Genomic DNA, 24,552 nt, shown 5'->3' on the forward strand with positions numbered 1-24,552 from the left:
CCGTGACGGGCCTCGTGGACGAAACCGGCCTGCCGCTGCGACAGGGGCCCGTCCAGGGGGCCTTACTGCGGCCCGCACAGGGGGCCGGACAGGCGGCGGCCCGGGCGGGTGAACTCCCCGCCCGGGCCGCCGCGTTGTCCACTGCCCGACCTACCAGGGCCCGTACGGACCGGTGTTGCTCCGGCCGCCCCGGCCACCACCGCCACCGGTCAGCGCGCGGATCGCCGGGCGGACGTCCACCACGTAGACGATCGAGGCGACCAGGCCGGCCAGGGTGCCGATGCCGGTGAAGAAGTTCACCCCGAACAGGAGGTCCCAGCCGAAGGAGATCCCCAGGATCGCCACCCAGAAGCCCTTGGTCTTCTTGTCGGCCGCCCGGTACGCGTCCTCCCGGCGGGTGGCCGCGTCGGCCAGGGCGAAGAGTTTGTAGCCGAGGATGGCGACGGTCGCCCACCAGATCGGGTTCAGATAGGAAAAGGCCAGAATCTGCAACACTCCGACCATTTCGATCTCCTCTGCTCTCGACTCCGGCGCTGCGTCCGCCGCCCATCCTGGCACGACGACCGTCCGCGACGGGGTCAACGTCCCACGGTCACCTGCTGCGCCCCTGCGGGCGCCACGTCACTCCGCGGCGTCGGCGACGCCCTTGCGGGCCCGGGCGGACCTCTTCGGGGCGGACTCGGCCTCGACCGGCTCAGCCGTCGACCCGGACTCGACGGGCTCCACGGACTCGACCGGCTCCACGCCCAGCTCGGGCTGCTCGGACGGCTCGGACGGCTCGGTCTCCTCCGAGGCGCCAGGGCGGGCCTTGTCCACCACGACCTTGCCGCGCTCGGCCAGCTCGTCGTACGTCTCCTTGGCCTTCACCGCCAGCTCGACCGCGCGGGCCACCTGCTGCAGCGCGAAGCCCTGGGCCCGCTCCTGCAGGGTCTTGAGGTCCGTCGGCAGGGTGGTGACGGTCTCGGTGACCCTGGCCTGCGCCCCGGTCAGCAGCGACTGCGCCTCCTGGAACGTGGCGGCGGCCTTCTCCTGCGCACCCTTGCGGTCCGCCGCCAGCGCCTCGACCCGGCCCGGCACCTCGCGCAGCTTCTCGTACGCGAGGTCCCCGGCGCCGGCCAGGGCGTACAGCGGGGTCGGGTCGCCGAGGGTCTTCTTGATCTCGTCGGTGATGGGCATGGTTACCGGTCCTCCCGGTGGGTGTTCTGGGTGGCTGGGCCGTCCGCCGTCGGGGTGGAAGCCGACGCGGCGTTCTCCTTGAGGAAGGCGTCGTAGACCGCGAGCAGCGCCTGCTTCTGCCGCTCGTTGATCAGCGGATCGGCCAGGATCGAGGCCCGCAGTTCCAGGCCCTCGCCCCGCCTCTCCTCCAGGATCCCGGCCTGGACGTACAGCGTCTCCGCCGAGATCCGCAGCGCCTTGGCGATCTGCTGGAGGATCTCCGCGCTCGGCTTGCGCAGCCCGCGCTCGATCTGGCTGAGGTACGGGTTGGACACGCCGGCGGCCTCCGCCAGCTGCCGCAGCGAGTACTGGGCGTTGCGGCGCTGCTCGCGGATGTACTCGCCCAGCGAGCCGACGTTCAGTGAGGCCATGCGGACAGCCTGCAGCACCCCGCTTGCAGATGCAAGCAGGGTGCTAACGGCAGCAAACGCGCGAGCCCCGCCGGGACCGCTCCGGAGACGGGCGGACCGGGTGTTCAGGCCAGATGCGCGAGGAGGAGCTCGGTGAGCCGTTCGGGGGTGCGCAGCGGGAGGTAGTGGTCCGCGTCCGCGACGAGGTGGCCGCAGGCACCGGGGACGTCCTCGGCGAGCCGCCGGGCGATGGCCGCGATCTCCGGGTGGTCGCGGTCGCCGTGGACGACCAGGGTGGGCGCGGTGACGGTGCCCAGGAGCGGCTCGGCCGCCCGGGCCGGGGCGCCGGCGAGGTGGTGCTCGCTGACGATCCGGCGGGCCGCGTTCTCCTCGACCATCGCCGCGATCAGCTCGCCGCCCGGTGCGCCGCGGCCCAGGGCGGCCCAGACGGAGAGCTCCAGCTCGGCCAGCGCCGCCGCGTCGCCACGGCGCCGGGCCTCGGCGTAGGCGGTGGTCTCCGGGGACGGCGGCCAGTCGTGGCCGCTGACCGAGGCGCCGATCAGGGCGAGCGAGGCGACCCGGCCGGGGTGGGCGAGGGCGAAGTCCAGCGCCGTCTCCCCGCCCATGCTCAGACCGACCAGCGCGGCACCGGGCAGACCGAAGTGGTCCAGTACGGCGCCCAGGTCCGCGACGTCGTCGAAGGCCTGCTCCGGCGCGCTGGAGCGGCCGAGGCCGCGGGCGTCGTAGCGGATCACGTCGTGGTGCCGGGAGAGCGCCGGGACGACGGCGTCCCACAGCCGGGAGTCCATGCCGGAGCCGTGCAGCAGCACCACCGGGCTGCCGGCGCCCCGGCGCTCCGCCCACAGCCGGCCACCACCGGGGGCCGGGACGTGGACCACGGAGACGTGCTCGGAGGGGGCGGAAGCGTCGGGGGCGTCGGGGGCGGGGGCATCGGGGTGCGGGCTCATGCGGTGATCCTTCCAGAGCCCCCGCGGGGCCGGCCGGTCAGCCGGCTTCGGGCAGCCGGATCGGCATCAGGACCGAGAAGGTGCCCGAACGATCGGGCGAGCGGACGGCCAACGGGGCGATCGGGCCGCCGAGTTCGAGGAGCAGCTGTCCGGGCCGCCCCGCGTCGAGGGCTTCGAGCAGGAAGTCCCGGTTGACGGCCAGTCGGTAGCCCTCGGGAGCCGGGTCCTCGGCGACCGCCAGGCGGCCGTCCCCGGTCAGGGTCAGGACGGTGACCTCGCAGTCGGCGCCGGCCGGGCCGGAGGGCAGGGTGCGGGTGGCACCGGCTTCCACGGCCGCCCGCAGTTCGGCGGCGGGGAGGGTGATCCGGTGCTCCGGTTCGAGCCGGGTGACGGCCCGGTGGTCGGGGTAGTCGAAGGCCGGCGCGGCGCCCTCGACCCGGTGCTCCCCGGCCTCGGCCCGCAACGTGCCTCCCCCGAGGGTGAGCGCGACCTCCGCCGCCCCCGCGCCGAGCAGCGCGCGCAGTGCGTCGACCAGCGCGGTCGGGACGACCGTGCCGGCCACCGGCCGCTCGGGCGCGCCGGTGGCGGGCACCTCGGCGAGGGCCATCCGGTATCGGTCGGTGGCGACCAGGCGCAGCACCGGGCCGTCGGGCTCGAAGAGCACGCCGGCGAGCGCGGGCAGCTCCGGGTCCGCGCAGACCGCGAAGCGGACCGCGTCCAGGGCGGCCGCGAGCCCTTCGGCCGGGACGGTGAGCCGGAGTGCGGCGGGGGTGGTGGTCATCGGTTGCTCCCTCTCGTCGATCATCGCCTGGATCAGGGAGAGCTCGCGGCGGGCGTCGGCGAGGCCGTCCTCCAGACGGCGCAGGTGCGCGTCGAGCACCTGCCGGGCCTGCCCGCTGCCGGGTGCGGCGCCGAGCACGGCGCGGATGGCCGTCAGCGGCAGACCGACCCGGCGCAGCCTGGCCAGCAGCCGGGCGTCGGCGAGCTGGCCGTGCCGGTACCAGCGGTAGCCGGTGCGCGGGTCGACCCAGGCGGGGGTGAGCACCTCGGCGCCGTCGTAGTAGCGCAGGGTACCGACGCCCAGGCCGCTGGCGCGGGCCAGTTCGCCGATGCTGTGCAGCTCGCTCTCCATGCGGGTGACTCTGCGGGCTCGACCTGGTCGAGGGTCAAGCCGGGTCGGGCCGGCCGGCGCCGTCGCCGGGGGCGTCGGGGGCGTCGGGGGCGTCGGGGGCGGGGCGGGTGAGGTGGGCCAGCTTCCGCGGGTTGCGGACGCTGCGGATCTCGGCGATCCGCACGGTGCCGTCGGGCTGCTCGGCGAATTCGAACACCGAGACGGAGTCGACGGCTCCGTCCACGGTGACCATCAGACCGGCCTCGCCGTTGACCAGGACCGGACGGGCGCCCACCGCCTCGCCGAGCTTCCGCAGCACCCCGAGGACGAAGCGGGCGACGTTCTCGGCACCGACGAGCGGCCGCAGCGCGGCGCTGATCACCCCGCCGCCGTCCGTCCAGCCGGTGACGTCGGGGGCGAGCAGTTCGAGCATCCGGTTGAGGTCGCCGCCGACGCAGGCCGCCAGGAACTCGTCGGTGGCGCGGCGGCGCAGCTCGGGCGGGGCGTCGTAGCGCGGCCGGCGGGCGCGCACGTGCGCCCGGGCCCGGCTGCCGACCTGACGGCAGGCGGCCTCGGTGCGGTCCAGGGCCTCGGCGATCTCCCGGTAGGAGAATCCGAAGGCCTCCTTGAGCACGAACACCGCCCGCTCCAGCGGGGAGAGGCTCTCCAGCACCACCAGCAGGGCCACCGAGACGGTCTCGGCCCGCTCGACGCCGTCGGTCGCGTCCGGCTCGCTGACCAGCGGCTCGGGCAGCCAGGGGTCGACGTAGGACTCGCGGCGGACGGCGGCCGAGTCCAGCCGGTTGAGCGCGAGGTTGGTGACCGTACGGGCCAGGAAGCCGCCGGGGCCGGCGACCGGGCCGGTGACACCGCTCCAGCGCAGCCAGGTGTCCTGGACCAGGTCCTCGGCGTCGGCGACACTGCCGAGCATCCGGTAGGCGATGCCGAAGACCATCCGCCGGTGCTGCTCGAACTCGGCCAGCCGGGCGTCGGCCGACGGCGCGTCGTGGGTGTCGGTCACCCGTGCGACGCTACCGCACGGTAGCCGCCGTGCTCAGCCCCGGAAGGCCTCGTAGGCGGGGGCGAGCACGGCGGCGAGGTCGCGGCCCCGCACGGTGATGCCGGCGCGGCCGAGGCGGCGCAGCGAGGGCTCGCCCGGGCCGTCCTCCTCCTCGGCCGGCGCGGGGCGCAGGGCGAACTCGCCGCGCCAGTAGGCGGCGACGTTGACCACGGGCGGTTTCGGTTCGTCGGTCACGCGTCCTCCTCGGCCACGGCGTCCTCCCGGGTGAGGGCGACCAGTTCGCGCAGCGCCTCGACCGGCAGGTCGGTGAGCCAGCGCTCCCCCTCCCCCACCACCGTCTCGGCCAACGAGCGCTTGGCGGCGAGGAGTTCGTCGATCCGCTCCTCGACGGTGCCGACGCAGACCAGCCGGCGGACCTGGACGTCCCGGCGCTGGCCGATCCGGAAGGCCCGGTCGGTGGCCTGCTCCTCGACCGCCGGGTTCCACCAACGGTCCAGGTGGATCACCTGGTTGGCGGCGGTCAGGTTGAGGCCGGTGCCGCCGGCCCGCAGCGAGAGCAGGAACACCCGTGGCCCGTCCGGGGACTGGAAGCGCTCGACCAGTTCCTCGCGGCGCGCCCGGGACAGGCCGCCGTGCAGGTAGAGCACCTCCTCGCCGAGCCGGCGCCGCAGGTACGGGCGGAGCATCGCGCCGAACTCGGCGTACTGGGTGAAGACCAGCGTGCGGTCCCCCTCGGCCAGGGCCTCCTCCAGCAGTTCGGCCAGCCGGGCGACCTTGCCCGAGCGTCCGGCCACCGCCGAACCGTCGTGCAGCAGTTGGGCCGGGTGGTTGCAGACCTGCTTGAGCTTGCCGATCGCGGCGAGCACCGTGCCGCGCCGCTCCACGCCCCGGACGCCCTCGACCCGGCGCAGCAGGTCGGCGACCACGGCCTGGTAGAGGCCGGCCTGCTCGGCGGTGAGGTTGCACCAGACGGTCATCTCCTGCTTGGCGGGCAGCTCGGCCGCCACCGCCGGGTCGGACTTGACCCGGCGGAGCACGAACGGGGCGGTGCGGCGCCGGAGTTCGGCGGTGCGCTCGGGGCTGCGGTGCAGCTCGACCGGGATCGCGTAGCGCTCCTTGAAGCGCTCGGCCGGGCCGAGCAGGCCCGGGTTGGCGAAGTCCAGGACGGCGTGCAGTTCGGAGAGCCGGTTCTCCACCGGAGTGCCGGTGAGCGCGATCCGGTGCCGGGCGACGGGCAGCGCGCGGATCGCCCGGGACTGCGCGGTGCCGGTGTTCTTGACGTGCTGGGCCTCGTCGGCGACCACCCGGCGCCAGCGGATCGCGCGCAGGGCGGCGAGGTCGCGCTGGACCAGCCCGTAGGTGGTGATGACCAGGTCCACGCCGCTGACGGCGGCGGCGAGCCGCTCCGCGTCGAGGCGGCCGGCCCCGTGGTGGACGTACCGCCGCAGGCCGGGGGCGAAGCGCTCGGCCTCGCGCTGCCAGTTGCCGACCAGGGACATCGGGCAGACCAGCAGGGTGGGGCCGCTCTCCGTGCCTTCCGCCACCTCCGCACCCTCCGCGCCTTCCGCCCCCTCCGCCTTCTCCGCCTTCTCGGAGGCGAGCAGGGCGAGGGTCTGGACGGTCTTGCCGAGGCCCATGTCATCGGCCAGCACGGCGCCGAGGCCGAGCCCGGACATGGTCCGCAGCCAGGCCAGTCCGCGTTCCTGGTAGGGGCGCAGCACGGCCCGGAAGTCCGCCGGCAGCTCCGGGGCGGGGGCGGTGCCGGCCTGCCCGGCGAGCAGCTCGCCGAGCGGGCCGTCGGCGCGCACCGAGGTGACCGGCAGCCCGGCGACGGTCGCCTCCGGGTCGAGGGCGAGCCGCAGCAGCTCTCCGGCGGCGAGCACGCCGTCGCGGCGGTCGGCGAGGAAGGCGAGCGCGGCGGCGATCTGGTCCGGGTCGGCCTCCAGCCAGGTGCCGCGCACCCGGACCAACCCCTCTTTGGCGGCGGCGAGTTCGGCCAGTTCCCGCTCGGTGAGCGGATCCCCTTCCGGGCCGAGCGCGGCCTGCCAGCGGAACGCGACCACGGCGTCCCGGTCCACCTGGGCCGCGACCGCGAGCGAGCCGGGCGCGGGCGGGGTGGTGGCGCGCAGGGCGAGCCCGAGCCGGGGGCGGCGGCGCCACCAGGCGGGCAGCAGCACCCCGAAGCCGCCCTCGGCGAGGACGGGCGCGGCGGTGCGCAGGAAGTCGAGTGCGCCGGCCCGGTCGAGCGGCAGGGCGGACGGGCGGGAGCGGTGGCGCAGCGCGTCCAGGGCGGGCCAGCGGTGGGCGGCGCGGGCGAGTTCGGCCACCAGGACGTCGACCGGGTCGGCGGCCTTGCGGGCGAGCGCGGCGTGGGCGGCGCCGCCCTCGTGCAGGTCGGCGGCGCGGACCAGCAGGGAGGGCTCGTCCACGGCCTGGAGCAGGAACTCCAGCTGCCAGGCGTCGTCGGAGGGGCGGCCCTCGGCGTCGTCCGGGTCGGGGCCGAGCGGCTCGACCAGGCGGAAGCAGAGCCGCAGCGCCGGATCGACGGGCTCGGCGGCGGCGTACCAGGCGCCGAGCCGGCGGCGCAGTTCGGCGAGTTCCTCGGGCGGGGAGCCGTCGAACCCGGCGTCGGGGGCGGTGAGGGCGCGCAGCCAGCGCTCGGCGACGGTCCCGTCCGGTCCGGCCCCGCTCCCGGCCGGAAGGAGGGGCGGCGCGTCCGCCAGCGCGGCCCGGGCCTCGGCGTCCACCAGCGCCCCCAGGGCGGCGCCCAGCAGCGCCTCGCCGCCGTCGGCGCCGTGCGGCCACTCCCCCAGCAGGACGGGCGGGCAGCCCGCGGCCAGGGCGGCGGCCTCGCGGCGCCCGGCCGGGGTGGGGTCGGGCCGCCACCGGGCCTGCGGGCGGCCGTCGGCGCCGGTCACCGGCAGCGGCTGCACCCGGCCGCGGCCGACCGTCCGCCAGGCGAGGTCGTGCACCCCGGTGAGCCAGCGCAGCGAGGGGCCGTGGACCACCTCGACCCGCCCGGCGCCGGGCAGCTCGCTGCTGGTGACGGCCCAGACCGGGTCGAAGACCTCGCCGAGCAGCTGGGCGGCGGCCGCGGCGCCGAACAGCAGGGCCGGCACCCGCCAGGGGGTGAGCACGGCACCGCCGCGCGGCGGGGTGACCGGCAGGTCGGGCGAGGGCGCGGGGACGGTGCCGACGGTGGGCAGCAGCAGGGTGGCCCAGCGCTCGGGGGCCTGCCCGGCGAGCCAGCCGAGGCCCGGGCCGATGCCGCCGAGCACGGCGGCCAGTTCCCCGGCCGGGCAGGCGTAGGGGTGGGCGCGCGGGGCGGGCCGGTCGGGCTGGGGTTCGACGGCGCCGGGGTGGGCGCGGGCGTCCTCGGCCCAGAGCGCCAGCTGCCCGTCCGCCCGCCAGAGCGCGTGCAGGACGAACATCGGGGGCCTTCCGGGCGGGGTGGGACCGTCCTTCGCAGCCTATCCGGGAGGTCCGACAGGGCGGGTCGGCTGAGCCGTTCGGAGGAACCCGGACGAGCATGGTTGAAAGTTGAACGAAGTTGTCCTACAGTGGAGCCAACAAGTTGAAGCCTAAACAACCGGCTTCGAACCAAGGAGGAAGCCATGGGCCTGTTCAACCGCACCAAGACCGTCACCGCCCCCGCCGCGGCCGCCGTCCGGACGCCGGCCGGCCCGGACCTCGCCCACCTGACCGGCGACTGGACCGTCGACACCACCCACAGCGAGATCGGCTTCTCGGTCCGCCACGCGATGGTCACCAACGTCAAGGGCCGCTTCACCGAGTACGACGGCAAGCTGCACCTGGACGGCACCCACCCCGGCAACTCCTCGGCCGAGCTGGTGATCAAGGTCGCGAGCATCGACACCAACCAGGCCCAGCGCGACGAGCACCTGCGCACCGGCGACTTCTTCGCCGTCGACACCCACCCGGAGATCCGCTTCCGCAGCACCTCCGCGCAGCTGGTGCACGGCGACTCGTACCGGATGACCGGCGACCTCACCATCAAGGGCACCACCCGCCCGGTCGTGCTGGACCTCGAGTACACCGGCAGCGCCACCGACGCGTACGGCGCCAACCGGGTCGGCTTCGAGGGCAAGGCCGTCGTCGACCGCACCGAGTTCGGCCTGACCTACAACGCCGCGCTGGAGACCGGCGGCGTGCTGATCGGCGAGAAGGTCAAGCTCAGCTTCGACATCTCCGCCGTCAAGGCGGCCTGAGCCGGCCTCGCCCACGAGCACCGCCCCTGCCCTTCCCCCCGGGGCAGGGGCGGTCTTCATTCACCCTGCGGCGGCTCCGCCCACACCGACGGCAGCGCGCCCAGGGCCGCTCCGCCCGTCCCCGCGGCAGCACCCCCGGTCGGCCGCGCCGCCTACCCCCGCGGCAGCAGCGCCGCGTCCGCCGAGGGCAGCCAACCGCCCGGCGGACGGCGTAGCCAGCCCCCGGCCGCACCGAGCGCACCGGCCGCGTCGGCCAGCGCCCGCAGCCCCGGATGACGCTCGCCGGGCCGGTGCACCAGGCTGACCAGGCTCAGCGGCACCGGTTCCACCAGCGGCACGTTCACCGTCCCCGGGATCCGCGGGCCGCCGACCGTGGTCAGCATCGGATCGCCGTGCCGGGCGAGGTAACGGGCGGTCTCGTCCACGCCCACCGGCGGCGTGTACGGCGCGGCCGCCGCCAGGCCGTGCTCCCGCAGCAGCCTGGTGCCGAGGTCCGCCCACTCGGTGGTGGCCGGGTTGCCCGCGCAGACGTCGACGGGGTGCCCGGCCAGGTCGGCCAGGCGCAGGGCGGAGCGGTCGGCCAGCGGATGGGTGTCCGCCATCATCACCGAGATCCGCTCCAACCGCACCGGCAGCTGGACGAGTTGGCCGCGCACCGCGGCGGGCAGCCCGGCGAAGCGGCCGAAGGCGGCGTCCAGCCGGTGGGCCAGCAGTTCGGCGGCCGCCGCGGCCAGTCCGCCGTGGAAGCGGGCCAGCAGTTCGCCCTCCGGCCAGCCGGCGCGGGCCCGTTCGAGCACCCGGTCGGCGGTGAGGTCCGGGCCGGTGACGTCGCTGTTGAGGTCGACCAGCAGCGGCCGGGCGGTGGCCCCGGATCCGGCGCCGGCCTCGGCGAGGATCTCGTCGTGCAGGGCCAGGAACCGGCGCGCCCGGGGCAGCAACCGCCTTCCGGCCGGGGTGAGTTCGACGTTGCGGGTGGTGCGGGTGAACAGCGCGCCGCCGAGCAGGCCCTCCAGCGTCCGGACGTCCCGGCTGAGCGCCTGCTGGGCGATGTGCAGCCGCTCGGCGGCCCGGCCGAAGTGCAGGGCCTCGGCGGTCGCGACGAAGCCGCGGAGCAGTCGGGGGTGCAGGTCACGGGGCATGGGCGGCAGATTAACAACAGTGTGTTGTGAGTGCGGCGAAACAGGTGTTGGACGGCCGCCCGCCCTCGGCACCAGGCTGTGAGCACCCCCCTTCCCCCTGCTCACAGGAGCCCGATGCCCGCGCGCGCCTTCCTCACCTCCTACCGGCGGCTGTTCTCGGCCCCCGGCGCCGCCGCCTTCACCCTCGCCGGGCTGCTCGGCCGGCTGGCGCTGTCGATGAACGGCGTCGCACTGGTGGTGCTGCTCTCCGAGCGGCGCGGCTCCTACGGGCTGGCCGGGGCGGTCTCGGCGGTCGGGCTGGTCGCCGGTGCGGTCGGGATGCCGCTGATCGGACGGCTGGTGGACCGGTACGGACAGGCCCGGGTGACGGTACCGGCCGCGCTGTACAACACCGTCCCACTGACCGGACTGCTGCTCTGCGTCCGGCTCGGCGCGCCCGACTGGGCCCTGCTCCTCTGCTCCGCGGCCGGCTCGGCGGCACCCAACCTCGGCGGCATGGCCCGCTCCCGCTGGGCGCACCTGTACCGGGACGACCCGGCCGCCCGGCACCTGGCCAACTCCCTGGAGCAGGCCCTGGACGAACTCTGCTTCATGGCCGGCCCGGTGCTCGCCATGCTGCTCTGCACCACGCTCGCCCCGGAGGCCGGACTGATCACCGCCGGCACCCTCGGCACCACCGGCGCCCTGCTGTTCGCCGCCCAGCGGCGCACCGAACCCCCACTGCCCGCCGCCGCGACGCACGGGCGGGAGCCGGCCGGCCCGCGGCACGGCTCCCCGCTGCGGGTGCCGGGACTGCGGGTGCTGGTGCTGACCTTCCTGGCGACCGGCATGGTCTTCGGCGCGACCGAGATCACCACCGTGGCGTACGCCGACGCGCTCGGCCACAAGGCCTCGGCCGGGCTGCTGCTGGCCCTGTTCGCGGGCGGCTCCTGCGTCGCGGGGCTGCTGTTCGGGCTGCTGACCCCGCGTAGGGCGCCGGGCACCCGGTTCCTGCTCGGGGTCACCGCGATGGCCTCGGTGCTGCTGCTGCCGCTCGCCGCCGGGCTGGGCGGGGCCGGTCTCGGACTGCTCGGCGTGGCGCTGTTCGCGGCCGGCACCGCCACCGCGCCGACCATGGTGACCGGGATGACGCTGGTCCAGGAGCTGCTGCCGCGGCGGCAGTTCAACGAGGGCATGGCGATGGCGGTGTCCGGCATCGTGGTCGGCATCTCGGCCGGGGCGGCGCTCGCCGGGACGGTCGCCGAGCGGGCCGCTCCGGGCACCGGCTACGCCCTGCCCGCCGCGGCCGCCGGGCTCGCGCTGCTGATCGCACTGGCGGGACGGCGGCACCTGACGGCGCGCCCGGCTCGGGGCGGGGCCCGGGGCGAGGCCCTGGGCGAGGCGCCGAGCGAGGCGCCGGAAAATGCCGAGCCGATTGTCAGTCCCACCCTCTAACGTCGAGGCATGGGGGAAATCACGTACGTCCGAGGCGATGCCACCACGCCCCAGGGCAAGGGCGTGAAGGTGATCGCGCACGTCTGCAACGATCTCGGTGGCTGGGGCAAGGGCTTCGTGCTCGCGCTCTCCAGACGCTGGCCCGGACCCGAGGCCGCGTACCGGCGCTGGCACCGGGAGCGGGCGAAGAACGACTTCGGCCTGGGCGCCGTCCAACTGGTGCCGGTCGATCCCTACGTCTGGGTGGCCAACCTGGTCGGCCAGCGCGGCATCCGCACGGGGCGCTCCACCGGGGTGCCGGTGCGGTACGAGGCGATCGACACCGGGCTGGCCGCGCTCGGTGAGCACGCGCTCCGGCTCGGCGCCTCCGTCCACATGCCGCGGATCGGCTGCGGTCTGGCGGGCGGGCGCTGGGAGCGGGTCGAGCCGCTGGTCACCGCCCGGCTGACGGCCCGGGGCGTACCGGTGACCGTCTACGACATCGACTGACCGGTCCGCTCCGGCACGTCTTCACCGTCCACCGGTCCACTTCCACCGGTCCACATCCACCGACCAGTCCCCACCGATCGGGTCCTACCGATCCGTCGGCTCCGCCCGGCCGGATCCGACCGCCACCCGCGCGGCCGGCCAGGCGTACACGTACTCGGGCAGCAGGAATCCACCGGGGAACTCGCCCTCCTGTGCCCGGACCCGCTCGGCGCCCTCGCGTTCGTAGAAGGCGATCGCGCGGGTGTTGTCCCGCAGCACCTCCAGGGAGAGTCCGGCCCCGGGGTGCCGCTCGGCGACATGGGCGCGGGCCGCGGTCAGCAGCTCGCGACCGATGCCGCCGCCGTTCAGGCCGGGGCGGACGTGCAGGTTGTCGATCAGCACCCCGCCGTCCGGCTGCGGGACGAGGTAGATGAATCCGACCATCACACCCGCTCGTTCGGCGACCAGGAGCTCAGGGGTGTTCTCCGGCTCCCCGTAGTCGGCGAATTCGGGGTCCAGGCGCAGTTTCCACAGCTCGCGGCGCTGGCCGACCATCCCGTCGCCCAGCCCCTCCTCCGGGACGATCCCCCGGTAGGTGGTGCGCCAGCTGCGGGCGTGCAGCTCCGCGACGGACTCGGCATCCTGCACTCCGCCGCGCCGAATGACGGTCTGCCCTGGGCTGATCATGCGACCAGCCTCCCACAGAGATGGAGTTGAACATGTTCAACCGATACGGCTACAGTACTGCTCAGCTTTTGAACGCGTTCGAAATCTGGGGGGTCGTCGTGGTACCGGATGCGGAGGGGGCATCCGGTGACACGAACACCGACACCGGATGGAACGTCGTCTCCGGCTAGGCTCGTGCTCGTGGACGACCTGGCAGCGACGAAGCGAACGGACGGCGAGAACGGCACGGCCGGGGCTCCGGCCGTGCCCGGACCGGAGGGCGGGCCCGGACCGGAGGGCGGGCCCCTGCCCGGCGGCCGGGCACAGCCCAAGACCGACAAGAGTGAGGCGACCCGGGCCCTGATCCTGGAAACGGCCATGCGGCTGTTCCAGGAACGGGGCTACGAGAAGACCACCATGCGCGCGATCGCCACCGAGGCCGGCGTCTCGGTCGGCAACGCGTACTACTACTTCTCGGCGAAGGAATTCCTGATCCAGGGGTTCTACGACCGGATGACCTATGACCACGCGGCGGACGCCAGGAACCGCATGGCCGGCACGCGGGACTTCGCCGAGCGCCTGGAGATCGCGCTGACCTCCTGGCTCGACACCGCCGCGCCGTACCACGAGTTCGCCGCGCAGTTCTTCCGCACGGCCGCCGACCCGACCAGCTCGCTGAGCCCGTTCTCCAACGAGTCCCACCCGGCCCGGGCCACCGCCGTGGAACTCTTCCGCGACGTGCTGCAGGGCTCGGAGCTGGCACCGAAGCTGGACGCCGAGCTGGTCGAGCTGCTGCCCGACGTGCTCTGGCTGTACCTGATGATCGTGGTCCTCTACTGGGTCTTCGACCGGACCGAGGACACCGAACGGACCCGCGAGTTCGTCCGCCGGTCCACCCCCATGGCGGCCCGGGTGATCAACCTGTCCCGCTACCGGGTGTTCCGGCCGATCGTCCGCGACGCCAAGGGCCTGATCCAGGACTTCATCCTGCCCACCATCGGCAAGACGGCGGTCAAGTAGCGCCCGCGACACCCGCGATGGCGATCACGACGGCGGAGGCCGGCCCGCGAACGGGCCAGCCTCCGTCGTGGGAGCGCGCTCAGAACTCGGTCGGCGTCCAGGCCCGCACCGGGGTGCGCAGCAGCAGGTCGGCGGCGGCCGCCGCGCCCGGGCGCAGTTCGGTGAGCAGGGCGGCCCCGGCCAGCCTCGACGCCGTCTCGGCGCCCAGGTGGAGCGAGCCCAACTCCGAGGCGCCGAGCGCGAGGTCGGCCGGGTCGGTGGTGCGGGTGCAGCGGCCGGTGCCGTCCCCGGCGGCCTCCAGCGCCCAACGGCCGGAGGCGTAGCCCAGCTTGTCGTCGACCTCCAGCACCACCCGGCCGGGGGCACCGTAGCTCCGGGCGCCGAACGCGGCCTCGACGTCCAGCACCCGCACCCAGACGAGGTCTCCGTTGTCCTCGTGCGGGGTGGCCGCGCGCGGGTCCTGGAGCAGCAGCGGCAGCGGGTCGTCCGGGCCGAGGTTGCGCACCTCGACCCGGGCCATCCAGTCCACCGACAGCACCAGGCGCCAGAGTTCGACGGCGGTGGGCAGGTCGAGGGCGATGAACTCGTCCACGGAAAGCGTGCCGTCGGGGTAGGCGCCGTCCCACTTGGGGTCGATCCGGTAGAGCACCAGGCCGGTGACCGTGCCGGCGGCGTCCCGGTGGACGGCGGCGAACGGCTCCTTGAAGTCGTCGGCGGGCGTGCGGACTTCGCCGCTGGTGCGCTCCCACCACAGCGCGTCGCGCTCGATCGCGCCCGGCTGGGTGCGCCGCCAGCGCTCGTACAGGTCCGCTCCCAGTGCGCGCAGCTCCGCCATGGTCACGAAGTCGATCCGGCCGCCGGGGACGCCCGGCAGGCCGTCGCGCAGACCGCGGGTGCGGCGCAGATCGATCTTCCAGCCGCTGCCGTGGGTAGCCGGACCGAAGCCGAACCGGCCGTAGATGTTGTACTCGGCGGCCATCAGCACGGCGACCGCGCAGCCGCGCTCGGCCGCGGCCGCGAGGTCCCGGCGCATCATCGCGCTGAGCAGGCCGCGGCGGCGGTGGGTGGAGCTCACCGTGACGTTGGTGACGGCGTCGGCCCGGACGACGGACCCGCCGGGGACGGTCAGTTCGGTGTCGAAGCTGCGGAAGGTGGCGATCTGGCGATCGCCGTCGAAGCCGGCCAGCATCCGGCCCGGCTCCCACTGCCGGCGGCGCAGGTCCTCCGCGACGGCCACGTGGGGGCGCAGGAAGCCGAAGTTGAGCGCCCGGTTCCACTCCGCCACCTCGTCCACCGAGACGGCCCGGACCTGGAGCCCGCTCACGCTGTCGACGGCCGTGTGATCGATGCTGTTGCCCATGGGGTCACCGTACGGCGGCCCTCCGGGAGGCGGCATCCGATTTATTCCGTGCCCGATCCGAGGTGCTCGCCCGGCACCACCACCCAGTGGTTGGTGCGCAGGATGCGGTCCGAGAAGTCCAGGTCCCGCTCGCCGAGCAGCCGGAAGCCGAGCGCCCGGCAGATCCCGTTGGACGGTCCGTTGGTGGTCCCCGGGTTGGCGTGCACCTCGCCCCAGCGGCCGTCCTCGGCGGCGGCGTCCAGCACCCGGCGGACGGCCGTCTTGGCGAGGCCGCGGCCCTGGTACTCGGGCAGCACCATCCAGCCGATCTCGGAGACGGTCTCGCCGTCCTCCTCGTCCGACCAGAGCGTGACGACGCCCGCCGCCTCGCCGTCCTCCGCGCCGCCATCCGCGCCGTCCGGCACGATCATCCTGATCCAGGCCGTGTCCCCGGCCACCAGGGCCAGGTCGGTGCGCAGCCGCCGCTCCACCCGCTCCCGGGGCAGCGGGCCGCCCAGTTCGGCCATCATCGCCGGGTCACAACGCATCCGGACGTACGCCTCGACGTCCTCCGCCCGAACGTTCCGCAGTCGCATGACGCCTCCTCGGTACCGGTCCGCGCGGTCACGCTAGCGCGGGCCACTGACATTGGCGCCCGGGCCGCCCGACCTGGCATCCTCGTGCCGGTTCAGGTACAAACGGTCCGCTTCGGGGGGAACCATGGACGACGAGTACGTCCGCCGGCTGAAGGAGTACGAGAGCCGGGCGCTGGTGGCGAAGGTGGTCGGCGGGCTGACCGTCGCCGGCTGGCTCTGGGCGCTCTGGCTGGTCTTCGCCCCGGGCAACGGGCTGTGCGGCTCCCCGGCCTTCTACGAGCCGACCGGCTTCCACATGGCGGAGGCCTGCGACTCCGAGATGATCGGCCGGATCGGCGGCGCGGTCGCCGTCTTCCTCGTGTCGCTCCCGCTCGCCGCACTCTGGGGCTGGACCGTCGTGCGGCTGCTCGACGGCCGCAAGGCGCTGGCCGCCGTGACCGGTCGGTAGCCCGGCCAGGGCCTGCGTGGCGTCCACCGCGCGGGACGCTCCCGGGAGTTGACTGGTCGGCGTTCCCCGCGTTCCGAGGAGGCGGCCGCCCGTGGCCAGGTACGTGATCACTCCGGAGGTGGCCCTCCTGCTGGTCCGGGACGGGGCCGCGGCCCCCGCCGGGCACAGCCTGCTGGCCCCGACGCCGCTGCGCTCGCAGGTGCTGTCGCTGCTCTACGGGGCGGCCCGCCGCGGCGAGCTGACGGAGCGGGAGGCCGCGCGGGCGCTCGACCGGGTGCGGACGCTGCGGATCCGGCTGCTCGGCGACCGCGTCCTCCAGGCCACCGCCTGGCGGATCGCCGAGCGGCTCGGCCTGCCGGACACCCTCGGTGCCGAGTACCTCGCGCTGACCCGGCTCCAGGGGGACGCCCTGGTCACGCTCGACCCGGTCCTCGCGGCCGCCGCCGAGGGGGTGGTGCCGGTCGCCCCCGTCGAGGTGCTGACCGGCGGCCGTCGGCCCGGGGGTCAGGGCCTGGCGTAGAAGTCCGGGGTTCCCATGATCCAGAGGCTGGCCTGCTTGACCGGCATGCCCGCCCGCGGGGCCTCGATCATCTGGTCGTCGCCGATGTAGAGCCCGACGTGGAAGATGTCCGCGGCGCGCCCGGTGTCCGTCCAGAAGACCAGGTCGCCGGGGCGCAGCTGGCGGTAGCCGATCGGGGTGCTCTGGGCGTACTGGTCGGCGGCGAAGTGGTTGAGCCGCCGGCCGCCCTCGCGCCAGGCCATCATCGTCAGCCCCGAGCAGTCGTAGCCGCCCGGGCCCTCGCCGCCCCACACGTAGGGCAGGCCGATCTTGGACTTGGCGAAGGCGACGGCGGCGGCCGCGCCCTCGGCGGACCACGGGCGGGCGGGGGGCGGCGCGGGGTGGGCCCTGGTGGCGGCGGCCGCCGCTGCCGCGGCCTCCGCTTCCCGGGCGGCCTGTTCGGCGGCGGCGCGGGCGGCGGCCTCGGCCTCGCGGGCGGCGATCTCCTCCAGGGCCTCGCGGCGCCGGCGCTCCAGCTCGACGGTGGTGTTCCGGGCGGCGGCGAGCTCGGCGAGCAGTTCCTCGCGGCGCCGCCCGGTGGCGGCCACCTGGTCCTGCTGGGCGGCCAGCCGCTGTTCCGCCCTGGCCCTGGCCGCGCCGACCTCGGCGGCGGCCCTCCCGGCGGCCTCGGTGGCGGCCCGGGCGGCGGCGGAGGCGCTGCGGGCGGCGGCCGCGGTGGAGGTGGCGGCGTCCAGGATCTGCCGGGTGCGTTCGCTGGCCTGGGCGACCGCGGCGGCGCGGTCGCCCGCCTCGCGCGCGCCGTGGGCGCCGAGCAGGGCGTCGAGGGCGGACAGTTCGGCGCCCGCGCCCTGCCGGTAGGTCTCGGCCGCGAGCCGGGCCGCGTCCTCGGCGGCGGCCGCCCGCTCGGTCTCTGCGACGGCGGCGCGCCGCGCGGCGGCGGCCTCCTCGGCGCGGGCCCGGGTGAGGGCGAGCTGGGCGCCGTTGTAGGCCTCGACGGCCTGTTCGGCGACGCGCCCGGCGCGGTCCAGCTCGGCCCGGGCGGCGGTGAGCGCGGCCTCCAGGGCGGCGGTCGCGGCGGCCTTGGCCTCGGCCTCGGCCCGGGCCTGGTCGATCTCCTCGGTGGTCGGGTACGGGTCCTCGCCCACGGTCCGGCCGGCCGTCGGTTCCGGATCTGCCGGGGAGGCCTGGGCGGCGGGGAGCAGCCCGAGCAGGGCGGTGAGGGACAACAGGAGGGTCGGCAGGATCCTGCGCACCACGCGACATCCCTTCTGACGGGTCCGGAGGGGACGGCGTCGGACGGCGCGCGGCGTACGGGCGGACGGCGGCCCGGGGTCGGCGGGGATCCGATGAATCATCCCATCACGTGACAGAACGGTCACATGACGCTCATGTTCTCAATTCCGGCGGCCTTCACACCCGGATTGTGCTCTGCCGGTCGGGTGACCATCGGATGATCCGACCAAGTCTCGGCTCCGGGCCTTCGCCGCCGGGCCGGCCGGAGGAGCGGTCCGCCGGCCGGAAAGGCGGACCACCGGCCGGGAAGGCGGTCGACGGGCGCCGAGAAGGCGGACCACCGGCCCGGAAGCCGGACCACCGGCACCGGGAGGGCGGGCTACCGGCCGATCCGACGGGTGTGCGTCCGCAGCCGGTGGTGCCGTTCGGGCCGGCGCTCCACCCCGGTCGGACCGACGGCGACGGCCCGGCTGCGCCCGGCCCGGACGGTACGGCGCCGCTGCCGCGCCAGGCGGGAGCGGTCCGGTCCGGCCCCGGCCGCCCCGGGCGCCGGATCCGCCGCGCCGCCGGTCCTCCCGGCCGCCCCGGCGGCGGCCGCCGAGCGGCGGTCGGCCAGCCGGGCCTGACGGCGGGCCAGCGCCCGGGCGGCGTGCGCGTCGAGGTGGGCGGTGGCCCGGGCGGCCATCCGCTCGGCCACCCGGTGCGCGGCCGGGTGGTTGGCGGGCACCTTGTCGGGGGCCCCGGCGATCAGGTCGAAGAGCCAGGTGCGGGCCCGGTCCCCGCGCCGGTGCAGCAGGCGCTCGCGCCGCAGCGCACGCGCCCTGCGGCGGGGGCGCGTGGCGTACCGCCAGCGGGCCCACGGGCTGCTCGGGCGGGCCAGCCGGATCGCCCCGATCCAGGACAGGCCGGGAATCATGATCCCGAGCAGGCCGGTCCACATCTTGCCCTTGATCAGGGTGACCACCGAGGCCAGCGAGTTCACCGAGATGATCGTGATCAGGCCCCACCTGGTCTCCTCGCCGGGCACCACGCCGAGCGGCACGTACCCGACCAGCAGCAGGGAGGTGAACAGGATGCCGAAGATCACCGCGTCCACCGACTTGCGGCCCTGTTCGCTCCAGTACACGTCGTCCAGGTGCAGGATCAGCGCGAACTCGTCCAGCACCAGGCCGCAGCCGATGCCGAAGAGCAGGCCGAACAGGTCGATCCACGGGTGCCCGCCGTAGGTGGCGAACACCCCGATGCCGCCGACCAGCAGGAAGCCCAGGCCGAACACCATGTGGTGGATGTGCAGGCCGCCCGGCGTCACGTTGCCCGGCCACCAGCGCACCTTGGCACGGATCATCCGGACGCTGAAGCGGATGCAGACGAAGGAGGTGATGAATCCGACCAGCAGCAGGAACAGCGGTTGTTTGTGCGTGGCGACGATGTGCTCGCGGTAGCCGTCCAGCAGTGTCGTCATGGGCCTTACCTTCGTTCCTGGTCCTGCGTCCTGCCTGCCGTGACGTGGCCCGGGGCCCACATCGCCCCCGACACCGGCCGACGTCCGGTCAGAACCCTCTGGTGCGCTTGGCCGCCCGGCGCGGCACGGCCGGGTAGAGCGACGGGCGCTCGGCGCCGACCGGCAGCTTCAGGAACAGCCGGGCGATCTCCCCGCCCAGGTTCACCCCGACCGCCAGCGCCATCGCGATCGCCGCCGCCCGGAAGACCGACACCAGGCCGGCGCTGGAGTGCCCCTGGGCGAAGGCGAGCATGCCGAGGTAGAGCGCCGAACCGGGCATCAGCGGACCGATCGCGGCGGTCACGTACGGCAGCGCCGAGCCGTTGCGGTAGCGCGCCATCAGCTGGCCGAAGAGGCCGACCAGTCCGGCCGCCACGCCGGTCGCCGCGATCGGGTTGACGCCCGCGTTGTACACCAGCGCACCGTAGCTGGCCCAGCCGATGCCGCTGTTGACGGTGACCAGGGCCAGCGTACGGCGGTCGGTCTGGAGCAGCGTCGCGAAGGCCAGGGTCAGCAGCATCGCGGCGACCATCTGGACCGGCGGGTAGCTGACGCCCACCAGGCTCTCGTCCGGGCGCAGGTTCGCCTCGAAGCCGACCCCCAGGTAGAGGATCACCATCACCCCGATCACGATGCCCGCGACCAGGTAGATCACTTCCAGCAGGCGGGCCGCGGCGGTGATGTAGAAGCCGGTCAGGCCGTCCTGCACGGCGGCGACCAGGGCGCGCCCGGGCAGCAGGGCGAACAGGCCACCGGTGATCACGACCGAGCCGCGCAGGCCCCAGTCGTTGAACGAGAGGATGATGCCGGAGGCCGCGGCCGGCATCGCGGCCGCCACGAACTGGTAGAACTCCGGCAGCCGGCGCCGGGCCAGCGCGGAGGCCAGCCGGTCGCCGAGGACGGCCGCGACGAAGGCGCTCGCGAACACCAGCCAGGCCTTGTCGTCCAGCCGCCCGCCGACCAGGAAGGTCGCCGCGCCGGCCAGCAGGCCGGTGGTCAGGGCGAGGAACCAGGCCGGGTACGGGTGCCGGTTGCGGCGGATCACCGCGAGCCGGCGGTAGGCGTCGTTGACCGTCACGTTCTCCGCGGTGATGTCCGCGACCAGCGCGTACACCGCGTCGAGGCGGGTGTAGTCGGAGGTGCGGCGGCGCACCACGCGGTCGGCGGTGACCGGCGGCTCGACCAGCGAGGGCTGGTACGAGATGCCGATCAGGGTGAAGGTGACCTGCGGCTCGCAGCGGTCCAGCCGGTAGGCGTGCGCGATGCCGAGCATCGCCGCCTCGACGTCCTCGGCGGCCTCGCCGCTGGCCAGCAGCAGCTCGCCGATGCGCAGCGTCAGGTCGAGGATGCGCGGGACGTTGCGGGTGACGGCCGCGGAGGGGTGCATCTCGCGGGCGGTGCGCTCGAAGGCGGGCCGCTCGGACATCGGGGTGCGCAGCAGGGTGCGCATCCGGTCCGGCCAGGGCACCTCGCCGGGGGCGCCGGCGGTGAGGTCCGGGACCGGGATGCCGGTGGGCGGGGTGTAGCCGGCCGCGCGCCACTCCTCGGGGGTGAGGGTGTCCTCGGCGACCGAACGGCGACGGACCGGGCGCTCGGCCTCGGCCCGTCCGGTCGCGCCCGCTCCGGTCGCGGCGCGGGCCGCCGGCTCGGGCTCGGGGGCCAGCAGGCCCCTGGTCTCCGGGACGGGCGGGACGAGCGGGACGACCGTGGTGGGCTCGGCCGGCGGGGCGGGGTGGCCGAGCAGGCCCTCGGTGGGCGGCGCGTCGGAGGGGTGCACCGGCGTCGGGGGTGTCTGCCGCGCCTGTCGGACCGCCCGGCCTCCCCTCGCCCGCTTGCCCGCACCCGGTCGGCCCCGCTTAGGCACTTCCGCTCCTTGCCGCCCCTGGTGGCCGCCGGCCACCGCTCGATCTCGGGTTACACCTTGCCTGATCGAACAGCCGGACGCACATGTACGCGGCGTCACGTGGCCGGAGCGGCGGACGCCTACCCGGCGCGGTGGCGGGTGGCGGCCGCCGTGCCGGAGCGGCGCGCCCGCAGCAGCTCGATCGCCACCGGGATCACCGAGACCAGCACGATGCCGACCAGGATGGCCTCGATGTTGTCCCGGACGAACGGGATCTGCCCCAGGAAGTAGCCGAGCACGGTGACTCCCCCGCCCCACAGCACGCCACCGACCAGGTTGAACAGCACGAAGCCGCGGTAGTTCATCCTGCTCACCCCGGCGACGATCGGGGTGAAGGTGCGCACGATCGGCACGAAGCGCGCCAGCACGATCGCCTTGGGCCCGTGCCGGTCGAAGAAGGCGGCGGCCTTCTCGACGTTCTCCTGCTTGAAGATCCGGGAGTCGGGACGGCGGAAGAGGCTCGGGCCGACCTTGCGGCCGAAGAGGTAGCCGACCTGGTCCCCGGCCACCGCGGCGACCACGATCAGCGCGCAGACCAGCCAGAGCGGCTGGTGCAGGTAGGTGCCGCCGGCCACCAGCAGGCCGGTGGTGAACAGCAGCGAGTCACCCGGCAGGAAGAAGCCGATCAGCAGACCGGACTCGGCGAAGACGATGGCCAGGATGCCGATCAGGCCGAAGGTGGAGATCAGGGTGGTCGGATCGAGCCAGGACGGGCCGAGGGCGAGGCTGGTCACGGTGCGGGCACTCCGGGAGGTCGAGTCTTGGCAATGCAACAGTAAAGCATTGACAAAGACTCGGTTCGGGGCGGATTGGTTCCCGGCCCGGGGCGCTCGCGGGCCCGCCCGGGAGCCGCGCACCGCAGGCGGACGGTCCCGCGGCGCACGCGGCCCCGGCGCGGCCCCGAACGCGCGCGGCCCCGGCGGGGCCCGGAGGGGCCGACCCGCCGGGGCCGCGCGGTGGAGGGCGGTCAGAGCCCGTAGCGCTCGACGATCTCCTCGTGCCGGGTGAGGTCCGCGCCGGCCGCCTTGGCCAGCTCCGCCCAGGCGAGCGGGTGCGCCCAGCCGTCGGTGAGCCGCAGCAGCAGGGCGTCGGCCTCGGCGGCCGAGGCGGTCGGCGGGACGCCGAGGGCCGCGTAGACACCGGGCAGGGTGTCGCCGCCGTCCGCCGGGTCGGTGATCCGGTACTGGTCCCCGCTGTACACCCAGACCGCGTACCCGGCCTCGTGCAGGTCCTCGCGCAGGGCCGACCACGGCTCGTCGCCGGGCCAGCCGCCGTCGATCCAGTACGTGGTGTACCCGGCCGGGTCGAGCAGGGTGAGCAGCTCGAACGCCGGGCGCCAGCGCTGCCGCTCCTCCTCGGGGGCGTCCTCGGCCGGCGGGCGCTCCAGCAGGGCCGGGGCGAAGACCACCACGTCGCCGTGGTTGAGCGTCAGGTCGTCCCCGAGCACCGGCAGGATGCGGGCGGTGGCCGGGCCGGTCCGCAGGGCGGGCAGGTCGGAGGTCGCGCCGTTGGTGCGGGTGGCCCGGATGGTGACCAGCTGCCACTCCTCGTCCACCGGGCCCTCGGGCTCGTCGAACTCGATGTCGAGCAGCGCGCCGGTGGAGCGGACCACGGCCCAGTCCCGGTTGGCGGTGGCCGCGGTGATCAGGTGCCAGAGGTCCGGCTCCTGGACCGTCCGGTGGCCGTCCTCCTCGTCCCCGTCCTCGCGCTCGTCCTCGTCCCCGTCCGTGTCCCCCGACACGGACGCGTCCCCGGCCGGTGCCGCGCGCTCCAGCAGCTCCTGGTACATGCGCTGCGCGGTGGCGTGGTCGCCCAGTTCGGTGGCGGCGCGGGCGGCGAGACGGCGGGTGTTGAGCACCTCGTCGTCCAGCGCCAGGATCGCCCGGCACTGCTCCAGCGCCTCGTCCCAGCGGCCCTCGGCGGCGGCCCAGCGGGCGCGTATCCAGTGCCCGTCGGCCGGGGCGGAGACGGCCACCCGGTCGGCGAGGCGGCGGATGCCCTCGGCGTCCCGGGCCTCGATCAGCAGCTCGCCGAGCGCGCCGGTCAGCTCGCGGTCCGCCGGGTCGTCCTCCAGGTGCCGCCAGAGCAGGTCGGCCGCGGCGCGGGCGTGGCCGAGGCCGCCCAGCACCGTGGCCAGGAGCACCGCCAGTTCGGTGGCGCCGGCCTGCTCACCCCGGTACCGGTCCAGGGCGACGGAGAGCAGGTCGGCACCGGTCTCGTAGGGCACCCCGACCTCGGCCAGGTGCGCCGTCAGCTCGCCCGGCGGGACGGGCAGCTCGGGCTCCGGCAGTGCCTCGGCGGCCGCGCGCAGGGCCGCGACCTGCTCCGACACGCCGTCGGTGCGACGCAACCGGGTGAGCTTGCGCTCTCCCGTCGCGGCGAGGGTGAGCGCCACCGTACGAGCGCCGCGGGCGAGCGCGAGCCGACCCGCCGCCAGTAGCAGGTCCACGCACGGGCGGTGCGCGCCGACGGTGTCCAGGTACCCGACCCAGCCGGCCAGCACGGCGCCCAGTTCGGCGTCGTTCTCCCGGGCGCCGGCCGCGACCAGCAGTTCGACTGTCTGCGTCCAGGCGGGGCGCAGGTCGGCGTGCCGTTCGGCCTCGGCCCGCTCGGGCAGCAGGGCGAGCGCCTCCTCGGTGCGGCCGAGCGAGGCGAGCGCGCGGGACCGCAGCAGGGCGCCCCAGCGCTGGTCGCGCTCGTCCAGCCGGCGCCCCTGCGCCTGCTCGGCCCGCTCGGCCGTCTCCAGCAGCTCCAGCACCTCCTCGTGCCGGCCCAGCAGGTGCAGGGTGCCGGCCCGGGCCTGGTGGAAGCGGAGCGAGACCGGCTGGCCGGCCGCCCGCATCCGGTTGGCCGCGGAGTCCAGGTGGTCCAGCGCCTCGGATGCCCGGCCGTCGTCCTCCAGGGCGTCGGAGTACTCGCGGGAGAGGCAGTCGTAGCAGGCCCGGTCGGGCTCGATCCGCTCCAGCGTCTCGCCGACCACGGCGAGCCGTTCGGCCACGTACCCCGGCCCGTCGACCCGGGCGTGGCAGATCGCGAAGTCCTGCACCACGCAGACGGACTGCGGGCAGCCGGCCGTCTCCTCGCGGTGCGCGAAGTCCAGCAGGTCGACCGCCTCGGGCAGCACCGCCTCGCCCTGCTGGCGCTTGTTCAGCAGGTTCTGCATCCGCCAGTGCCGCAGGTAGACCTCGACCCAGGGCAGGCCGAGCGCCCGGGCGGCGGCCACCGCCTCCGGGTAGAGCGCGTCCAGCTGCTCGTTGCGCCCCTCGGTGGCGTGCTCGGGCAGCTCGACGATGGCGTCGGCCAGCCGGTGGTGGCCGGCCTCGGCCAGCTGCCGGTGGGTGTCGCGCACCCAGGCCCAGATGTCGGTGGTCATGCCTGTTCCCCCTGCGTC

At 75.2% G+C, this 24,552-nt stretch carries 23 protein-coding genes; 6 read left to right on the top strand and 17 right to left on the bottom strand.

Annotated elements, in window-relative coordinates; translation table 11 throughout:
* Positions 1-150 precede the first annotated feature (150 nt).
* The 8 genes from ACFWP2_RS22850 to ACFWP2_RS22885 form a co-directional block, all read right to left on the bottom strand.
* Entirely contained in the window at positions 151-504 is a 354-nt protein-coding gene (locus ACFWP2_RS22850; protein ID WP_380454216.1) for a DUF2516 family protein, read from the bottom strand.
* 117 nt (positions 505-621) lie between these two features.
* Complete coding sequence (locus ACFWP2_RS22855) at positions 622-1,176, bottom strand: hypothetical protein (RefSeq protein WP_380454218.1); 555 nt, start codon at positions 1,174-1,176, stop codon at positions 622-624.
* Between the two features lie 2 nt (positions 1,177-1,178).
* Positions 1,179-1,586, bottom strand: a complete 408-nt coding sequence (locus tag ACFWP2_RS22860) for a helix-turn-helix domain-containing protein (protein ID WP_380454220.1) — start codon at positions 1,584-1,586, stop codon at positions 1,179-1,181.
* A gap of 104 nt (positions 1,587-1,690) precedes the next feature.
* Positions 1,691-2,533 carry an alpha/beta fold hydrolase gene (locus ACFWP2_RS22865; protein ID WP_380454222.1) on the bottom strand — a complete coding sequence of 281 codons (843 nt, stop codon included), beginning with the start codon at positions 2,531-2,533 and terminating at the stop codon, positions 1,691-1,693.
* Between the two features lie 37 nt (positions 2,534-2,570).
* Positions 2,571-3,665 (bottom strand): MerR family transcriptional regulator, encoded by a 1,095-nt coding sequence (locus ACFWP2_RS22870; protein ID WP_380454224.1) that lies wholly within the window; start codon positions 3,663-3,665, stop codon positions 2,571-2,573.
* Between the two features lie 34 nt (positions 3,666-3,699).
* The gene (gene sigJ / locus ACFWP2_RS22875; protein ID WP_380454226.1) at positions 3,700-4,665 is read right to left on the bottom strand and encodes an RNA polymerase sigma factor SigJ; all 966 of its coding nucleotides are present in this window, start codon (positions 4,663-4,665) and stop codon (positions 3,700-3,702) included.
* A gap of 33 nt (positions 4,666-4,698) precedes the next feature.
* Positions 4,699-4,899, bottom strand: coding sequence for a hypothetical protein (locus ACFWP2_RS22880; RefSeq protein ID WP_380454228.1), 201 nt, complete (start codon positions 4,897-4,899; stop codon positions 4,699-4,701).
* Positions 4,896-8,096 carry an SNF2-related protein gene (locus ACFWP2_RS22885; RefSeq protein ID WP_380454230.1) on the bottom strand — a complete coding sequence of 1,067 codons (3,201 nt, stop codon included), beginning with the start codon at positions 8,094-8,096 and terminating at the stop codon, positions 4,896-4,898. The genes ACFWP2_RS22880 and ACFWP2_RS22885 overlap by 4 nt, the downstream gene beginning before the upstream one ends.
* 183 nt (positions 8,097-8,279) lie before the next feature.
* Between ACFWP2_RS22885 and ACFWP2_RS22890 the strand changes: the two genes are divergently transcribed.
* Positions 8,280-8,894 carry a YceI family protein gene (locus ACFWP2_RS22890; protein ID WP_380454232.1) on the top strand — a complete coding sequence of 205 codons (615 nt, stop codon included), beginning with the start codon at positions 8,280-8,282 and terminating at the stop codon, positions 8,892-8,894.
* Between the two features lie 152 nt (positions 8,895-9,046).
* Here the strand turns inward: ACFWP2_RS22890 and ACFWP2_RS22895 are convergent, their stop codons facing one another.
* Positions 9,047-10,033, bottom strand: a complete 987-nt coding sequence (locus ACFWP2_RS22895; RefSeq protein ID WP_380454234.1) for a LysR family transcriptional regulator — start codon at positions 10,031-10,033, stop codon at positions 9,047-9,049.
* 114 nt (positions 10,034-10,147) lie between these two features.
* Here ACFWP2_RS22895 and ACFWP2_RS22900 point away from each other — a divergent pair, with 114 nt between their 5' ends.
* The gene (locus ACFWP2_RS22900) at positions 10,148-11,467 is read left to right on the top strand and encodes an MFS transporter (protein WP_380454236.1); all 1,320 of its coding nucleotides are present in this window, start codon (positions 10,148-10,150) and stop codon (positions 11,465-11,467) included.
* 9 nt (positions 11,468-11,476) lie between these two features.
* On the top strand, positions 11,477-11,956 hold the full coding sequence (locus tag ACFWP2_RS22905; RefSeq protein WP_380454238.1) for a macro domain-containing protein: 480 nt from the start codon (positions 11,477-11,479) through the stop codon (positions 11,954-11,956).
* 84 nt (positions 11,957-12,040) lie between these two features.
* On the opposite strand, the gene ACFWP2_RS22910 is transcribed toward ACFWP2_RS22905, so the two are convergent.
* Entirely contained in the window at positions 12,041-12,622 is a 582-nt protein-coding gene (locus tag ACFWP2_RS22910) for a GNAT family N-acetyltransferase (protein ID WP_380454240.1), read from the bottom strand.
* A 180-nt stretch (positions 12,623-12,802) separates the two neighbouring features.
* On the opposite strand from ACFWP2_RS22910, the gene ACFWP2_RS22915 reads away from it, so the two are divergent.
* Positions 12,803-13,621, top strand: coding sequence for a TetR family transcriptional regulator (locus ACFWP2_RS22915; RefSeq protein ID WP_360343720.1), 819 nt, complete (start codon positions 12,803-12,805; stop codon positions 13,619-13,621).
* A 79-nt stretch (positions 13,622-13,700) separates the two neighbouring features.
* On the opposite strand, the gene ACFWP2_RS22920 is transcribed toward ACFWP2_RS22915, so the two are convergent.
* Positions 13,701-14,981 carry a GNAT family N-acetyltransferase gene (locus ACFWP2_RS22920; RefSeq protein WP_380454243.1) on the bottom strand — a complete coding sequence of 427 codons (1,281 nt, stop codon included), beginning with the start codon at positions 14,979-14,981 and terminating at the stop codon, positions 13,701-13,703.
* 41 nt (positions 14,982-15,022) lie between these two features.
* Positions 15,023-15,556: a GNAT family N-acetyltransferase gene (locus ACFWP2_RS22925; RefSeq protein ID WP_380454245.1), complete on the bottom strand. Its 534-nt coding sequence runs from the start codon at positions 15,554-15,556 to the stop codon at positions 15,023-15,025.
* A 124-nt stretch (positions 15,557-15,680) separates the two neighbouring features.
* Here ACFWP2_RS22925 and ACFWP2_RS22930 point away from each other — a divergent pair, with 124 nt between their 5' ends.
* Together ACFWP2_RS22930 and ACFWP2_RS22935 are read left to right on the top strand one after the other, a co-directional pair.
* Positions 15,681-16,004 (top strand): hypothetical protein, encoded by a 324-nt coding sequence (locus ACFWP2_RS22930; RefSeq protein WP_380454247.1) that lies wholly within the window; start codon positions 15,681-15,683, stop codon positions 16,002-16,004.
* A gap of 91 nt (positions 16,005-16,095) precedes the next feature.
* On the top strand, positions 16,096-16,524 hold the full coding sequence (locus ACFWP2_RS22935; protein ID WP_380454249.1) for a type II toxin-antitoxin system VapC family toxin: 429 nt from the start codon (positions 16,096-16,098) through the stop codon (positions 16,522-16,524).
* Here the strand turns inward: ACFWP2_RS22935 and ACFWP2_RS22940 are convergent.
* The 5 genes from ACFWP2_RS22940 to ACFWP2_RS22960 form a co-directional block, all read right to left on the bottom strand.
* Positions 16,509-17,780, bottom strand: coding sequence for a C40 family peptidase (locus tag ACFWP2_RS22940; protein ID WP_380454251.1), 1,272 nt, complete (start codon positions 17,778-17,780; stop codon positions 16,509-16,511). The genes ACFWP2_RS22935 and ACFWP2_RS22940 overlap by 16 nt on opposite strands.
* Positions 17,781-18,136: 356 nt before the next feature.
* Positions 18,137-19,219 (bottom strand): hypothetical protein, encoded by a 1,083-nt coding sequence (locus tag ACFWP2_RS22945; RefSeq protein WP_380454253.1) that lies wholly within the window; start codon positions 19,217-19,219, stop codon positions 18,137-18,139.
* An 88-nt stretch (positions 19,220-19,307) separates the two neighbouring features.
* A complete protein-coding gene (locus ACFWP2_RS22950; protein WP_380454255.1) occupies positions 19,308-21,035 on the bottom strand; it encodes a threonine/serine exporter ThrE family protein in 1,728 nt (575 codons plus the stop codon).
* Between the two features lie 206 nt (positions 21,036-21,241).
* Positions 21,242-21,895: a DedA family protein gene (locus tag ACFWP2_RS22955; protein WP_380454257.1), complete on the bottom strand. Its 654-nt coding sequence runs from the start codon at positions 21,893-21,895 to the stop codon at positions 21,242-21,244.
* Between the two features lie 233 nt (positions 21,896-22,128).
* Positions 22,129-24,534, bottom strand: coding sequence for a hypothetical protein (locus ACFWP2_RS22960; RefSeq protein ID WP_380454259.1), 2,406 nt, complete (start codon positions 24,532-24,534; stop codon positions 22,129-22,131).
* Positions 24,535-24,552: the final 18 nt, after the last annotated feature.

This window comes from Kitasatospora sp. NPDC058444 (assembly GCF_042721415.1).
Taxonomy (GTDB): domain Bacteria; phylum Actinomycetota; class Actinomycetes; order Streptomycetales; family Streptomycetaceae; genus Kitasatospora.

What these genes read in the sequence shown, in the direction of transcription:
- ACFWP2_RS22895 (WP_380454234.1), bottom strand. Translation starts at nt 10,033, where the DNA reads ATGCCCCGTGACCTGCACCCCCGACTGCTCCGCGGCTTCGTCGCGACC.
- ACFWP2_RS22900 (WP_380454236.1), top strand. Translation starts at nt 10,148, where the DNA reads ATGCCCGCGCGCGCCTTCCTCACCTCCTACCGGCGGCTGTTCTCGGCC.
- ACFWP2_RS22905 (WP_380454238.1), top strand. Translation starts at nt 11,477, where the DNA reads ATGGGGGAAATCACGTACGTCCGAGGCGATGCCACCACGCCCCAGGGC.
- ACFWP2_RS22930 (WP_380454247.1), top strand. Translation starts at nt 15,681, where the DNA reads ATGGACGACGAGTACGTCCGCCGGCTGAAGGAGTACGAGAGCCGGGCG.
- ACFWP2_RS22920 (WP_380454243.1), bottom strand. Translation starts at nt 14,981, where the DNA reads ATGGGCAACAGCATCGATCACACGGCCGTCGACAGCGTGAGCGGGCTC.
- ACFWP2_RS22860 (WP_380454220.1), bottom strand. Translation starts at nt 1,586, where the DNA reads ATGGCCTCACTGAACGTCGGCTCGCTGGGCGAGTACATCCGCGAGCAG.
- ACFWP2_RS22945 (WP_380454253.1), bottom strand. Translation starts at nt 19,219, where the DNA reads ATGACGACACTGCTGGACGGCTACCGCGAGCACATCGTCGCCACGCAC.
- ACFWP2_RS22850 (WP_380454216.1), bottom strand. Translation starts at nt 504, where the DNA reads ATGGTCGGAGTGTTGCAGATTCTGGCCTTTTCCTATCTGAACCCGATC.
- ACFWP2_RS22910 (WP_380454240.1), bottom strand. Translation starts at nt 12,622, where the DNA reads ATGATCAGCCCAGGGCAGACCGTCATTCGGCGCGGCGGAGTGCAGGAT.
- ACFWP2_RS22885 (WP_380454230.1), bottom strand. Translation starts at nt 8,096, where the DNA reads ATGTTCGTCCTGCACGCGCTCTGGCGGGCGGACGGGCAGCTGGCGCTC.
- ACFWP2_RS22925 (WP_380454245.1), bottom strand. Translation starts at nt 15,556, where the DNA reads ATGCGACTGCGGAACGTTCGGGCGGAGGACGTCGAGGCGTACGTCCGG.
- ACFWP2_RS22870 (WP_380454224.1), bottom strand. Translation starts at nt 3,665, where the DNA reads ATGGAGAGCGAGCTGCACAGCATCGGCGAACTGGCCCGCGCCAGCGGC.
- ACFWP2_RS22865 (WP_380454222.1), bottom strand. Translation starts at nt 2,533, where the DNA reads ATGAGCCCGCACCCCGATGCCCCCGCCCCCGACGCCCCCGACGCTTCC.
- ACFWP2_RS22890 (WP_380454232.1), top strand. Translation starts at nt 8,280, where the DNA reads ATGGGCCTGTTCAACCGCACCAAGACCGTCACCGCCCCCGCCGCGGCC.
- ACFWP2_RS22960 (WP_380454259.1), bottom strand. Translation starts at nt 24,534, where the DNA reads ATGACCACCGACATCTGGGCCTGGGTGCGCGACACCCACCGGCAGCTG.
- ACFWP2_RS22855 (WP_380454218.1), bottom strand. Translation starts at nt 1,176, where the DNA reads ATGCCCATCACCGACGAGATCAAGAAGACCCTCGGCGACCCGACCCCG.